This is a genomic window from Nocardia sp. NPDC019219 (assembly GCF_040632645.1).
In the GTDB taxonomy this organism is placed as follows: domain Bacteria; phylum Actinomycetota; class Actinomycetes; order Mycobacteriales; family Mycobacteriaceae; genus Nocardia; species Nocardia sputorum.
This window is the reverse complement of record NZ_JBEYCG010000010.1, coordinates 13910-27055: the sequence shown is the minus strand read 5'-3', so window position 1 is coordinate 27055 and position 13146 is coordinate 13910. Positions and strand designations below refer to the sequence as shown.

The following is a 13146-nucleotide window of genomic DNA, read 5'->3' as shown; positions in this document are numbered from 1 at the left end:
TCGTCGTCGGGCGTTCCATCGGGCCCGTTCTCGGTGTCACTACCTACAGCACGGCGAAGCGCCGATGCTCACCGGAAGGAGACACCATGTCCGAACCCATCGCTCTGCGGACTTCGCTCGCGTTCTATCGCGCCTGGACCGGTCACGATTTCGCCGACGCCATGACCTACGTCGCCGACGACATCATCTGCGACGCCCCCGCCGGGCGAATCACCGGAGCCGCGGCGTTCCGCGATTTCCTCGAACCGTTCAGCCGGATCCTCACCGACTCGACCTTGCTCGCCTCATTCGGTGACGACCGCACTGCGCTGCTGATGTACGACACCGTGACCGTTCCGGTTCCGAACGCACCCGGCGCGGAATGGCACAAGGTGATCGACGGACGGATCACGTATGTCCGGATCATCTTCGACCGTGCGCCGTTCGACGCGGCTCGGGCCGCCGCGCGCTGAATCGGCGTAGACCGCTCGTGCTAATATTTGGCCATGCGGCCAGAAAATAGTACGGGCGGTCAACGGAGGTCGTTCATCGAAGAGGCGCGGCGGCGGCAGATCATCGCCGCGGCGGTGGAGGTGATCTCCGAAGTCGGGTACGCGAATGCTTCGCTGGCGCGGATCGCCGAGCACGCGGGCATCTCCAAGGGCGTCATCTCCTACCACTTCGAGGGCAAGGACGACCTGATGACGCAGCTGGTGATCCAGCTGTACGTCTCGGCGGCGGAGTACATCGCGCCACGGGTGGGCGCGGCCGTCGGCGCGCGCGAGAGCCTGCTGGCCTATCTCACATCGAACCTCGGCTTCATCGAAGCGAATACGACCTACGTGGCGGCGCTGGTGGAGGTCGTGACGAATCTGCGCGACGCGGAGGGCAAACCGAAATTCGCCTCCGCCGACGGGGAACGTGACATCATCGCGCCGCTGGTCGGCATCATGACCGACGGGCAGCGCACCGGTGAGTTCGGCGAGTTCGATCCACTGTTGATGGCCAAGTCGATCCGCGACGCCATCGACGGCGCGGCGGGACGCGCCGTGCGGGAGCCGGATTTCGCGATGGAGGCCTACGCGGCGCATTTGTGCAGGCTGTTCGACACGGCGACACGCAAGGTGAGCGAGCATGACTGAAGTGCTGAATCCCGCACGGCGGCAGACGGATCCCGGCGAACCGCGACCACCGTTCGCCCTCGGCGGAGTGGGCGCGGTGGCGGCGCTCGGTGCGCTGGCGCTGCTGGTCTCGATCGGGAGGTATGGATTCTTCGGCGACGAGCTGTATTTCGTCGCCGCGGGGCGCAGGCTCGCCGTCAGCTATGCCGATCAGGGGCCGTTGTTGCCGGCCATCGCCAGGGTGATGGATCTGCTCGCCCCGGGCTCCCTGGTGGCGTTGCGCCTTCCGGCTGTGCTCGTCACCGTGGCCGCGGTGGTGATCACCGCCCAGATCGCCCGGGAGTTCGGGGGCGGCTGCGCGGCGCAGATGCTGGCCGCGGCCGCCTACGCCACCTCGCCGTTCCTGCTGGTACAAGGTGATCAACTCGCCACCAACACGATCGACACGGCCCTGTGGGTAGTGGTGAGCTGGCTGGTGGTCCGCTGGGTCCGCACCCGCCGCGACGGCCTGCTGGTGGCGGCTGCGCTGGTCACCGCGGTGGACATGCAGGTCAAGTGGCTGATCCCATTCTTCTGGATCGCCCTCGTGATCGGGGTGGCGAGCTACGGACCGCGTGAGCTGCTGCGCCGCCCCGCGCTGTGGTGCGGCGGCGCGGTAGTCGTGCTGACCATGGTGCCCAGTCTGGTGTGGCAGGCGACGCACGGGTGGCCGCAGTTACGACTGGGTGGAACGGTCGCCGCCGAGCAGGCCACGATCGGCGGTCGCTACGTCTGGCTGCCGCTGGCGCTCGCCGCCGCCGGCCTGATCGGCGGCCTGCTGCTGGTCTACGGAGTGTGGACGCTGTTGCGGGCGGAGTCCTGGCGGCCCTACCGGTTCCTCGCACTGCTGCCGATAGTGCTGGTCGTGGTCTTCATCGCGACGAACGGACGTCCGTACTACGCGGCGGGCTGCTACGGAGTGCTGATCGCGGCCGGGGCTGTGCGGTGGACCGGGAACCGGCGTCGCTCGCGCGCGATCGCCACCGTCCCGTTGCTCGCGCTGTCCGTCGCGCTGGTGATGTTCTCCCTGCCACTGCGTCCGGAGTCCGCTGTCGAGCCGGTCGACACGCAGGCTCAGGCGGGCCTGGAGATCGCGATCTACGGGCGATTCGGCTGGTCGGAACTCGCGGCGGGGGTAGCGGCGGCCTACCGTGCCCTGCCGGAGCCGGAGCGTTCGTCGGCCGTGGTGATCGCCGACTCCTATTGGCAGGCAAGCGCCTTGGACGTCGGTCGGGCCGAGTACGGCCTGCCCGCCGTCTACAGTCCGAATCGTGGTTTCGGCTACTTCGGCACCCCGCCGGACACGGCCACGACAGTGCTCTGGGTGGGCGGCACCGAGGCCGACGTGCGCGCGCACTGCGCCGAGGTCACCGCGGCGGGGCAGGTCGACGCGCGGCTGGGGTATCCCGGTGTCACCCGCGGCGTCACCATCTGGCGCTGTGCGCAACCGCGTGCGCCGTGGTCGCGATCCTGGCCGGACATGTTGCGGCTGAACTGATCGCCGCGGTTCACCACCAGCCGAGGATCGGCGACAAGTGCCTGCCGAGTTCCGGCGCGAGCGAGCGTGCATAACTGGCGGTGAGGTGGTGCTCGTCGTGGTAGATCAGGACGTTGCCCTCGGCGGCCGCGCATACGTCGCGTTCGCACAGCGCATCGGATAGGTCCAACGGGAACACGTTGGGGAACGCCGCGGCGAACTCCAGCGCCGGGTTGACCTCGTCCAGTGCCTCCGCGCGCGGCATTCCGCAGCTGATCCGGTCGCCCTGCTGGGCAAGGCAGTCGATGGCCCGGTACCGCACGCCGTCGCGGCGCAGCCATGGCGTGTCGCGGATGGCGAGCACGTTGAGGCCGCGGTCGGCCAGCCGCGTCCAGACGTCCAGATAGTCGGCCGGGGTCTCGTCGCCCGCGCCGTCGCGCGGGCGGGTCGCCGTGGTGAAGACCCACTCCGGGCGTTCGACGCCCAAGCGGTCGATCACCTCCACCGACCAGTCGCGGCAATCGGGGTTGGCCTCGCCCTTGTACATCGGTTCCGCCGCCACGGTCAGCGGGCAGCCCATTTTCAGATAGACCTCGACCCGGAAGGCGTGCTCGCGGGCGAGCAGGTCGAGCGCGGGCACCCAGTGCTCGGCATGCGAACTGCCCACCACCGCGACGGTGCGCTGCGCGCCCGCGTCCCCGTAGGTGCAGGTGATGACCTCGCGGGTGTCCCAGTCCGCGATGCAGCCGTCGCGCGAAGGGTAGGCGGCATCCGCGGGCGCCTCGTAGACGGACGGACGCATCGCGGCCTCGGGCGTGCTCGCACCGCTGACCAGCGCCTCCGCGCCGGGATAACGCACCGAGTCCAGCGACGCCACCGCCCGAGGCGGATTCGCTCGGGTGGCCACCTGCTCGCCCACCGAGGCGGCGAGCACCGCGATGCCCAGCACGGCGACCAGCCGGCCGGTGCGGACGGCGCGGGCAGGTGTCTCCGGGGCCGGACGGCCGGAGCGCATCCGCAGCGGCTCCTCGACGAAACGGTTCGTCAGGTGGGCGAGCGCCAGCGCCGCCGCGATGACGCCCAGGCCGACGCCCAGCCCCGCGGTCGCGGCTCCGGTCCGCGCCAGCACGAAGATCAAGATCGGCCAATGCCACAGGTACAGCGCGTAGGACAGTTCGCCGAGCCGCACCGCGGCCGGTGCGCCGAGCAGCCGATTGGGCAGCGGTTGCCGGTCCGCGGGCAGCCCGGCGCCCGAGACGATCAGCGCCAGCGCGGCGCCGACCGGCACCAGCGCCGCCGGACCGGGAAACCGGTCGGCGCCGTCGATCCACCACCCGCAGGTGAGCACCGCGACCGAGCCGAGGACGGCCGCCGCGACCCGCACCACACGCGGCGGCGACAGCCAGGGCGCGACGACCGCCAGCAGCGCTCCGGCCAGCAGTTCCCAAGCGCGGGCGAAACTGTCGTAGTAATTCCAACCCTGATGCGCCGCGGCGCCGTGCGCGGCGTAGAGGAAGGAGGCCGTCGCGCCCACGGCGAGCGCGACGGCCATGACGGGACGCAGCGCCCCGGGGCGCGCGAAACACCGGCACAGGGCCGCCGCCGACGCCACGCCGAGCAGCGCCAGGAGGTAGAACTGCGCCTGCACCGCCATCGACCACAGGTGCTGGAGCGGGCTCACCGACGGATCGGCGGCCAGGTAGTCCGACCAGGACAGCGCCAGGTACCAATTCTGGTAGTGCAGCAGCGACGCCAGGGTCTGCGCGGCCATCTCGCCCCACTGGGTGAACGGGCGCAGCAGCACGGTCGCCGCGACCACGGCGGCCAGGAGCGTCACCAGCGCGGGGAGCAGCCTGCGGGCGAGTCTGCGCGCGGTGTGCGCGACGCGGACCGTGCCGGCGGACTCCGCGCCGCGCAGCAGCGAGCCGGTGAAGAAGAAGCCGGACAGCACCAGGAACACGTCTACCCCGCCCGACACCCGGCCGAACCAGATGTGGAACGCCACGACCAGCGCTATCGCCACGCCACGCAGGCCGTCCAAGTCGTGCCGGTACGCTCCGGCCGTCCGCGGAGGGGCCGCGGCGGTGGCGACCGCACCTGGTGCGCGGAATCGATGCACCGCTCGGGCGACCGTCACCGGGCCCGCATGGCGCGGTCGCTGCGGGAACGGAAGGCAACGGCTGGGCGTCGGGGTGATGTACGGGACACGTCATCTCTCTTATCACGCACGGTGAATCCCGGTCCAACTCACAAGGCGGCGGTGTGGTGCGGAAACGGCCGTTTAATACGGACAATTCGGTCACCCGCCGACCGGGCGTCGTCCGCCGGTCGTTAGGGTGGAGTCGTGAACGTTGAGGTGACACCCCTGCCGGGTATCGGTGTGCGTAAAGATTTTCCGCTGACCAATAGCCGACGCCGGATCGGTGTGATCGACCACCGCGACGGCACGATGGACCTCATCGTGAGCAAAGCGGACGACCCCGACGAGACCGAACAGGTGCCCCTGACGGGCAAGGAGGCGGCCGTGCTGGCCAGCCTGCTCGGTGCGCCGCAGCTGGTCGAACAACTCCGTGAGGAGCACCGGGCGTTCACCGGTTTGACCACCCGTCAATTGTCCATCCCGGACCGGTCCCGCTTCGACGGGCGCAGGCTGGGCGAGACCCAGATGCGCACCCGGACGAAGGCGTCCATCGTCGCGGTGGTGCGCAGCGGGCAGCCGATTCCCTCGCCGGGGCCGGACTTCACCTTCACCGCCGGGGACGTACTCGTCGTCGTCGGCACCGTGGAGGGCCTCGAGGCCGCCGCCAAGATCCTGTTAGACGGCTGAGCGGCATGGTGGCACACGAGACCGCGCTCGCGCTGATCCAGCTGGGCGCGGTATTTTTCGGCCTCGGCCTGCTCGGGCGGATCGCCGCACGCATCGGCATGTCGCCCATCCCGCTGTACCTGATCGGCGGGCTGGTCTTCGGCACCGGCGGCCTGGTCGAGTTGCGGCAGGTGGACGACTTCATCCACCTCGCCAGCGAAATCGGCGTCGTGCTGCTGCTGTTGCTGCTCGGCCTGGAATACAGCGCGCCGGAATTGGTCACGGGCATGCGCCGATCGTGGGCCGCGGGTGTCATGGACATCGTGCTCAACGCGACGCCGGGCGTGCTCGTCGCGCTGGGGCTGGGTTGGGGGTTCACCGGCGCCATCGCCATGGCCGGGGTCACCTATATCTCGTCCTCGGGCATCGTCGCGAAGGTCCTCAACGATCTGGGCAGGCTCGGCAACCGCGAGACGCCGGTGATCCTGTCCATCCTGGTGTTCGAGGACCTGGTGATGGCCGGATACCTGCCGGTCCTGACCGCGGTGCTGGCCGGTGTCGGCTTCCTGGCCGGGCTGAAGACGCTGGCCATCGCCTTGGTGGCGGTCACCGTCGTGCTGATCGTCGCGCTGCGTTACGGCCGCTACGTCTCGGCGATCGTCGACAGCGCCGACCGCGAGATCTTCCTGTTGAAGCTGCTCGGCTCCGCCTTGCTGGTGGCGGGCGCGGCCTCCGCGGTCCAGGTGTCCGCCGCGGTCGGCGCGTTCCTGCTCGGCATCGCGATCTCGGACTCGACCGCGCACAACGCGACCAAGCTCCTGGAGCCGCTGCGAGACCTGTTCGCCGCGCTGTTCTTCGTGCTGTTCGGCTTGAGCACCGATCCGGCGAGCATCCCGCCGGTGCTGGGGTGGGCGTGCCTGCTGGCGCTGGTCACCACGGCCACCAAGATCGCCACCGGATGGTGGGCGGCCAAGCGAGCCGGTGCGGGCCGCTTGGGCCGGGCACGCGCGGGCACCGCCTTGGTCGCGCACGGCGAGTTCTCGATCGTCATCGCGGGACTCGCCGTCGCGGCGGGCGCGGTCCCCGCGGAATTCGCCGCGCTGGCCACCACATACGTGCTGCTGATGGCGGTGCTCGGCCCGATCGCCAGCCGGTTCGTCGAACCGGTCATGGCGCTCGTGCTGCGGCGGCGCGCCGGCGTGTCCTGACCGACACCGACCTTCTCTGGGAGGTCGTCTACTTCGAGGACCGAGCGGCTGAACCCGCGGTGGCGACGCCGGATCGCACCGCCACCGCGGCGGGATTCAGTTCCGCCCGACGGCGACGGAATTCAGCACGACCTCGACGGCGGGCTCGCCGTCGGACGAGCCGTCCTTGACACCCGCGGTGGCGATGGACGACAGAACATCCATGCCCGCGGTGACTCGCCCGAACGGGGTGTAGTCAGGCGGCAGCGGCGCGTCGCGGTAGACCAGGAAGAACTGGCTGCCGTTGGTGCCGGGCCCCGCATTCGCCATGGCGACCGTTCCGGCCGGGTAAGTGGCCCCCGCCAGGTTCTCGTCGGGGAAGAAGTAACCGGGGCCGCCCATGCCGGTGGCGGTCGGGTCGCCGCACTGCAGGACATAGATGCCTTCGGTGGTGATCCGGTGGCACTTCGTGTGGTCGAAGAACTGCTCACCGGCCAAGAACGCGAACGAGTTGACCGTGCGCGGGGCGCGTGCCGCGTCCAGGGCGATGGTCACGGTGCCACAGCTGGTGGTCAGCGTTGCCGTGTATCCGGCGTTGGCGTCGATGGTCATACCGGGTTCGGCGGGCCATTGCTTGCCGTTCGGCTGGCCGGCGGCCGGTGCGCCGCAGCGGGCCGGTCCCTGCTCGCGAGCCGGCGCGGGGGTCGCCGAGACGACACCCGCCGCGGACGCCACCAGCGTCACGCCGACGGCGAGTACCCCGAGGATCCGCAGCGATCGCCACGGTAGGCCCCGGCGCCCCGCGCGCCGGCCGTTGACGAGTTCTCGCGCTTGCACTTCGCTGCTCACCGCTGAAAATCTCCTTCACTCGGGGTTGCGCACCGGACGATGCAGCGCGAATCATTCCATCTCCCCCGGCGTGGTGGGTGCGTACGGTGCGATTACCCGTGTGCGCGGTCCGATGAAGGGGGACCGCGATGGCCGCAGATCGGCCACAAAATGTTTCCGGCAACCTGTTGGACAACAGAATTGTTCCCGGTGACGTATAACAAAGCATGGGAATCGTTCGAGCGGCGCTGGTCCAAACGAACTGGACCGGCGACAAGGAGTCGATGCTCGAGGCGCACGAGGCCTACGCGCGCCGGGCCGCCGCGGAGGGGGCCGCGGTGATCTGTTTCCAAGAGCTGTTCTACGGGCCCTACTTCTGCCAGCGGCAGGACACGGAGTTCTACGGCTACGCCGAATCGGTACCGGGGCCGACGACGGAGCGGTTCGCCGCACTGGCGAAGGAATTGCGCCTGGTGATGGTCCTGCCGGTGTACGAGCAGGAACAGCCGGGCCTGTTGTACAACACGGCCGCGGTGATCGACGCCGACGGCAGTTATCTCGGCAAGTACCGCAAACACCATCTGCCGCACGTGCACGGATTCTGGGAGAAGTTCTACTTCCGGCCGGGCAACCTCGGCTGGCCGGTGTTCGATACGGCGGCCGGCAAGGTCGGCGTGTACATCTGCTACGACCGGCACTTCCCGGAGGGCTGGCGGGCCCTGGCGCTCGCCGGGGCCGAGATCGTGTTCAACCCGTCGGCCACGTCGCGAGGCCTGTCCGGCTACCTCTGGAAACTGGAGCAACCGGCGGCCGCGGTGGCCAACGAGTATTTCATCGGCGCGATCAACCGGGTCGGCGTCGAAGAATACGGCGACGACGACTTCTACGGCACCAGCTATTTCGTCGATCCCGAAGGCCGGTTCGTCGGTGATGTCGCCTCCGACACCGGCCCCGAACTTGTCGTCCGGGACCTGGACATGGATTTGATCAAGGTGGTGCGCGAGCGCTGGGCCTTCTACCGCGATCGCAGGCCCGACGCCTATGGGCCGCTGGTGGCCCCCTGAGACGGGGAGAACGACGATGGCGCGTACTTTCATCCACGGCGGCACGGTCGTCTCCGCCACCGGATCGCAACTGCTCGACGTGCTCATCGAGGGCGAGACCATCGTCGCCGTCCTCCAGCCGGGCTCCGCCGCGCTGGGTGCGGACCTCGCCGCCTCCGCGGACCGGGTGCTCGACGCGACCGGCAGATACGTGATCCCCGGCGGCGTGGACGGCCACACGCACATGCAGATGCCCTTCGGCGGGACCGAAGCCTCCGACACCTTCGAGACCGGCACCCGCGCGGCGGCGTGGGGTGGCACCACCACCATCGTCGACTTCGTCGTCCAGCGGCCAGGGGAGCGGGTCCAGGACACCCTGGCCGCTTGGCATGCGAAGGCCGCCGGGCAGTGCGCGATCGACTACGGCTTCCATCAGATCATCGGTGCGGTCGACGACGAATCCTTGAAGGCCATGAGCGAATTGGTGGCCGAGGGCGTCACCAGCTTCAAACTCTTCATGGCCTATCCCGGTGTCTTCTACTCCACCGACGGGCAGATCCTGCGCGCTATGCAGTCCGCGGCGGATCTGGGCGCGCTGCTGATGATGCACGCCGAGAATGGGATCGCCATCGACGTGCTGGTCGAGCAGGCGCTCGCGCGCGGGGAGACCGCGCCGTATTTCCACGGCACGACCAGACCGTGGCAGCTGGAGGAGGAGGCCACCCACCGCGCGATCATGCTGGCCGAGTTGACCGGTGTGCCGCTGTACATCGTGCACGTGTCGGCCAAGCAGGCGCTGGCCCGGATCGCCCTCGCCCGCGACGCCGGGCGCAACGTCTTCGGCGAGACCTGTCCTCAATACCTGTACCTCTCGCTCGAAGACCAGCTGGGCGCACCGGGTTTCGAGGGCGCGAAATGGGTGTGCTCGACACCGCTGCGGGCGAAGGCCGAGGGACATCAGGACGAGCTGTGGCGCTACCTGCGCACCGGTGACGTCACGACGGTCGGCACCGACCACTGCCCGTTCTGCCTGAAGGACCAGAAAGAGCTGGGGCTCGGCGACTTCAGCAAGATCCCCAACGGCATCGGCGGCGTCGAACATCGGATGGACCTGATCTTCCAGGGCGTCCGGTCCGGCCGGATCCCGCTGGAACGCTGGGTCGACGCGTGCTGCACCACTCCGGCCCGGATGTTCGGCATGTACCCGCGCAAAGGGGTGATCAGCCCGGGCGCGGACGCCGACATCGTCGTCTACGACCCGGACGGCCACACCAGCATCGGGCTCGGCAAGACCCATCACATGAATATGGACTACTCGGCCTACGAAGGATTCGAGATCGACGGGCACGTCGACACGGTGCTGTCCCGGGGCCGGGTGGTCGTCGACGACGGCGTCTATCTGGGGCACGCCGGACACGGCCGGTTCGTCAAGCGTGAACTCTCGCAGAACCTGATCTGACGACGCATCTCGATCCTCGAACGGAGAGTGCCGCATGGACATCGGTCTGGTGCTGCAATGCACGCCCCCGGCCGCGCGGGTGATCGAACTGGCCAGGCTCGCGGAGACCTACGGGTTCTCCCACGTCTGGACCTTCGACTCGCATGTGCTCTGGCAGGAGCCCTACGTCATCTACAGCCAGATCCTGGCCGCTACCCGCAAGGTGATGGTCGGTCCGATGGTGACCAACCCGGCCACCCGGGACTGGACGGTGACCGCCTCGGCCTTCGCCACGCTCAACGAGATGTTCGGCAACCGCACGCTGTGCGGGATCGGCCGCGGTGACTCGGCTGTCCGCACGCAGGGCGGCAAACCCGCGACCTTGGCTACGCTGCGGCAAGCGGTGGAGGTGATCCGGGAGCTGGGCAACGGGCGCAGCGCGCGAATAGACGACACCGTGGTCCGGCTGCCGTGGGCGGCCGATTCGCGGCTGGAGGTATGGGTAGCGGGCTACGGGCCGCGTGCTCTCGACCTGACCGGTGCGGTCGCGGACGGATTCATCCTCCAACTGGCCGACCCGGACATCACCGCCTGGACCATCGCGCGGGTGCGCGCGGCGGCCGAGCGCGCGGGCCGGGACCCGGCAGCGGTGCGGATCTGCGTCGCCGCGCCCGCTTACGTCACCGACGGGACGGACGCGGCGCTGGCGCACGCACGGCAGCAGTGCCGATGGTTCGGCGGGATGGTCGGCAACCACGTGGCGGAGATCGTCGCCAAATACGGCGGGCACAGCGACATTCCGGCGGCGCTCACCGACTATATCGAAGGCAGGCGCGGCTACGACTACAGCCAGCACGGCCGCGCGGGCAACGTCCACGCCGAATTCGTGCCCGATGCCATCGTGGACCGCTTCTGCCTGCTGGGCACGCCCGACGACCAGTTGATCCGCTTACGCGAACTGGCGGGGCTCGGCGTCGACCAATTCGCCGTCTATCTCCAGCACGACGCGAAGATCGCGACTCTGGAGGCGTACGGTGAATCGGTGCTGCCTCGTCTCGATCCCCTGCTGACCGCGACCCAGCCGACCGAAGGGGGCGTCTAGCGTGGTCGATCACGTCTTCCGACTCGATGATCGGGGTGAACTCGCCTCAAGTGCTTGTTCATGGGGTCAGAGGGGCCCTTAGGTAAAAGGCTGTGGTGGCGTGCAGTCCGTGCTGAGAGTGGTTCGGCGCCGACTTCGCTGGCCGCCGAATCTGCTGTCGCTACTGGTCGGATTCCTGAGGAGAGACGATGAACGTCTACAGCGGAGTGCAGCGCCTGGCGTTCGCGTGAGCTGCCGGTCGCTCGAGAAGGTAGTTCGCGCCTGATGTGCACGCACCAGTGGCGCAGTGTCGAGCTCACCTCCATCGCAACTGTCGACACCGTGGTTGCGGTGGAATGAGTTTGCTCCAGAAGTCGTGGCGTACTGCGTCCCACAACGTGGCCATTTCCGGAAGGAGTTCTCGTGCTTGTGCGAGATCCGGAAAGTCCTCGGGGCCGAAGGATACGATCGGCGTGGCACTGGATGTCTCGTGGACTGCGACGATCGAGATCAGGTGGTTCTGAAACGGCTGCCACGTCGCGCGCAGTCCGCCGGCTTCGGTTCGCCGCATATCATCCATTTCTGTTTCCAACTCGTAGACTTTGTTCGAGATCTATTTCGACCGCTGCCGGGTCGACTTTCCGCTGGTTCTGTTGCGCGTTTTTCCACCGACCGGCTCCGGTGCGGAAACCGGTAGAAAATGTAGAATCCCCTCGTTTGCGAAGCGTAGGCGTACCGGGCCGTAAAATACTTCGATCGGCGGCGCTCTCCAGCGCGTGCAATGCTGTTCTGCGGCGCGAACGGTGTACGCTGATCGACCGGAGTAATTCCGCGCCCTGTTTACCTTCGGTAAGTGCGGGCAACCAATGCCGAACGGAGATGCCACAGCCCGCTGGCCATGGTGGGATCGAATCCGGTCAGCTGACCGATCCGCTTGAGCCGGTGGTCCACGGTGTTGGTGTGTACGTGCAGTAGCCGCGCAGTGCGCTGGCGGTTCAGGTTGTGCGCGATATGGACCTGCAAGGTATCGAGCAGTTCGGGGTGCTCGTCCAGTGGATCGAGCAGCGATCCGAGATGCTCACGGGCGGCACCGGGGCGGGTGAGCTGGTATTCCAGGGCCAGATCGTCGAAGTGGTACAGGTCCGGCACCGACCGCAGCCGGGTGACCATGTCGAGTAGTTCGTGGGCTTGATCGGCAGCGGTGGGCACAGCGTCGGTGGTGGCGGTGACCGCTGCGGCGGTGATGTGCACGCGGGCCGCCCGCGACAGATGCCCGATCAGGTCCTTCAAGGCGCCCTTGGTGATGTGATCGGCGGGGATGAGCAGGGTGCCGCCGTCGACCGACAGCAGCGACAGCACTGTGTCGTCGCAGCGGGTAGCCAGCTCCGCCTGCACGCGCCGGAGTTTGCGGCGGGCAACGACTTTCGCGTCCAGCATCGGGTTGGACTCGTCCGGGTGGGGTGGAATGGCGAGGGCTATGACGCGATAGCGGTCGGAGATGTCGATGCCACACTCGCGGGCCATGGTGGAGGTGGGGTGCCCTCCGAGTAGCGCCGAGGTGAGCGTGTGCACCGCGGTGTGGTGCTCGGACACGACCGCGCGCAGTTCGCGCACATAGGCCACCGAGACCGCCGTGGTCATGGTGTCGAGCATTTCGACGACGAGTTTGGCGCCATCGAGGATGTTTTGATAGTCGGCCAGGCTGGGAGTGGGCATCGGATCGATGTGGGCTGAGTCGGCGGTACGCCGACGGGCCGAGGTGGCGGACACCACCAGGTCGAAGCCGATCTTGAAGCCCTCGTGGATGGCGTGGTGAATGGTACCAATAGGTACGCCCTCGCGAGCCCACTGGGCTGCGGCGTCCTCGAGTTGTTCGGTCTTCTCCGGAATGTTGCTGCCGTCCAGAATGCTGACTGCCAGTTCTAAGCACACACGGGTGATGACGGTGATGTCGCCGTGGATCGCATCGCCGGGCAGGGTGCCGCAGGGGGCGACGGTTTCGACGAAATGCCCCACCATCTGCCGCGATAGGGCGCGTACATCCTTCAGTGGCAACGACATGGGCTGGCCGGAGACCGTGAGCCCTTGTCGGCGCGGGGCAGTGACAGGCATAGCCGAACTTCCTTTCACCCCCGTTAACTGCACTA

At 68.2% G+C, this 13146-nt stretch carries 11 protein-coding genes; 8 read left to right on the top strand and 3 right to left on the bottom strand.

What is annotated here, in order from left to right; all coding sequences use genetic code 11:
- Nucleotides 1-86 precede the first annotated feature (86 nt).
- Genes ABZ552_RS19385 through ABZ552_RS19375 form a run of 3 tightly spaced genes read left to right on the top strand, consistent with a single transcriptional unit; the run spans nt 87 to nt 2637 of the window.
- Entirely contained in the window at nt 87-452 is a 366-nt protein-coding gene (locus ABZ552_RS19385) for a nuclear transport factor 2 family protein (RefSeq protein ID WP_281879359.1), read from the top strand.
- Nucleotides 453-485: 33 nt separating this feature from the next.
- Nucleotides 486-1121, top strand: a complete 636-nt coding sequence (locus tag ABZ552_RS19380; protein WP_281879360.1) for a TetR/AcrR family transcriptional regulator — start codon at nt 486-488, stop codon at nt 1119-1121.
- Nucleotides 1114-2637 carry a glycosyltransferase family 39 protein gene (locus tag ABZ552_RS19375; RefSeq protein WP_357438755.1) on the top strand — a complete coding sequence of 508 codons (1524 nt, stop codon included), beginning with the start codon at nt 1114-1116 and terminating at the stop codon, nt 2635-2637. Before ABZ552_RS19380 ends, ABZ552_RS19375 begins: the two co-directional genes overlap by 8 nt.
- Nucleotides 2638-2647: 10 nt before the next feature.
- On the opposite strand, the gene ABZ552_RS19370 is transcribed toward ABZ552_RS19375, so the two are convergent.
- Complete coding sequence (locus ABZ552_RS19370) at nt 2648-4753, bottom strand: acyltransferase family protein (RefSeq protein ID WP_357438752.1); 2106 nt, start codon at nt 4751-4753, stop codon at nt 2648-2650.
- Nucleotides 4754-4960: 207 nt separating this feature from the next.
- Between ABZ552_RS19370 and ABZ552_RS19365 the strand changes: the two genes are divergently transcribed.
- Both ABZ552_RS19365 and ABZ552_RS19360 read left to right on the top strand, forming a co-directional pair.
- Nucleotides 4961-5443 (top strand): TrkA C-terminal domain-containing protein, encoded by a 483-nt coding sequence (locus ABZ552_RS19365; protein ID WP_281879363.1) that lies wholly within the window; start codon nt 4961-4963, stop codon nt 5441-5443.
- A 5-nt stretch (nt 5444-5448) separates the two neighbouring features.
- Nucleotides 5449-6630 carry a cation:proton antiporter gene (locus ABZ552_RS19360; protein WP_281879364.1) on the top strand — a complete coding sequence of 394 codons (1182 nt, stop codon included), beginning with the start codon at nt 5449-5451 and terminating at the stop codon, nt 6628-6630.
- A gap of 96 nt (nt 6631-6726) precedes the next feature.
- Here ABZ552_RS19360 and ABZ552_RS19355 read toward each other — a convergent pair whose 3' ends face one another.
- Nucleotides 6727-7458: a peptidylprolyl isomerase gene (locus ABZ552_RS19355; protein WP_281879365.1), complete on the bottom strand. Its 732-nt coding sequence runs from the start codon at nt 7456-7458 to the stop codon at nt 6727-6729.
- Between the two features lie 206 nt (nt 7459-7664).
- On the opposite strand from ABZ552_RS19355, the gene ABZ552_RS19350 reads away from it, so the two are divergent.
- The 3 genes from ABZ552_RS19350 to ABZ552_RS19340 are packed head-to-tail and all read left to right on the top strand — an operon-like array spanning nt 7665 to nt 11020.
- Complete coding sequence (locus tag ABZ552_RS19350) at nt 7665-8501, top strand: nitrilase-related carbon-nitrogen hydrolase (protein ID WP_281879366.1); 837 nt, start codon at nt 7665-7667, stop codon at nt 8499-8501.
- 16 nt (nt 8502-8517) lie between these two features.
- Nucleotides 8518-9939 (top strand): dihydropyrimidinase, encoded by a 1422-nt coding sequence (gene hydA, locus ABZ552_RS19345; protein ID WP_281918026.1) that lies wholly within the window; start codon nt 8518-8520, stop codon nt 9937-9939.
- Nucleotides 9940-9973: 34 nt separating this feature from the next.
- Nucleotides 9974-11020: a TIGR03842 family LLM class F420-dependent oxidoreductase gene (locus ABZ552_RS19340; RefSeq protein WP_357438747.1), complete on the top strand. Its 1047-nt coding sequence runs from the start codon at nt 9974-9976 to the stop codon at nt 11018-11020.
- An 819-nt stretch (nt 11021-11839) separates the two neighbouring features.
- Here ABZ552_RS19340 and ABZ552_RS19335 read toward each other — a convergent pair.
- Nucleotides 11840-13111: a helix-turn-helix domain-containing protein gene (locus ABZ552_RS19335; protein ID WP_281918028.1), complete on the bottom strand. Its 1272-nt coding sequence runs from the start codon at nt 13109-13111 to the stop codon at nt 11840-11842.
- Between the last annotated feature and the right edge of the window lie 35 nt (nt 13112-13146).

What these genes read in the sequence shown, in the direction of transcription:
- ABZ552_RS19385 (WP_281879359.1), top strand. Translation starts at nt 87, where the DNA reads ATGTCCGAACCCATCGCTCTGCGGACTTCGCTCGCGTTCTATCGCGCC.
- ABZ552_RS19380 (WP_281879360.1), top strand. Translation starts at nt 486, where the DNA reads ATGCGGCCAGAAAATAGTACGGGCGGTCAACGGAGGTCGTTCATCGAA.
- ABZ552_RS19375 (WP_357438755.1), top strand. Translation starts at nt 1,114, where the DNA reads ATGACTGAAGTGCTGAATCCCGCACGGCGGCAGACGGATCCCGGCGAA.
- ABZ552_RS19360 (WP_281879364.1), top strand. Translation starts at nt 5,449, where the DNA reads ATGGTGGCACACGAGACCGCGCTCGCGCTGATCCAGCTGGGCGCGGTA.
- ABZ552_RS19350 (WP_281879366.1), top strand. Translation starts at nt 7,665, where the DNA reads ATGGGAATCGTTCGAGCGGCGCTGGTCCAAACGAACTGGACCGGCGAC.
- hydA (WP_281918026.1), top strand. Translation starts at nt 8,518, where the DNA reads ATGGCGCGTACTTTCATCCACGGCGGCACGGTCGTCTCCGCCACCGGA.
- ABZ552_RS19340 (WP_357438747.1), top strand. Translation starts at nt 9,974, where the DNA reads ATGGACATCGGTCTGGTGCTGCAATGCACGCCCCCGGCCGCGCGGGTG.
- ABZ552_RS19335 (WP_281918028.1), bottom strand. Translation starts at nt 13,111, where the DNA reads ATGCCTGTCACTGCCCCGCGCCGACAAGGGCTCACGGTCTCCGGCCAG.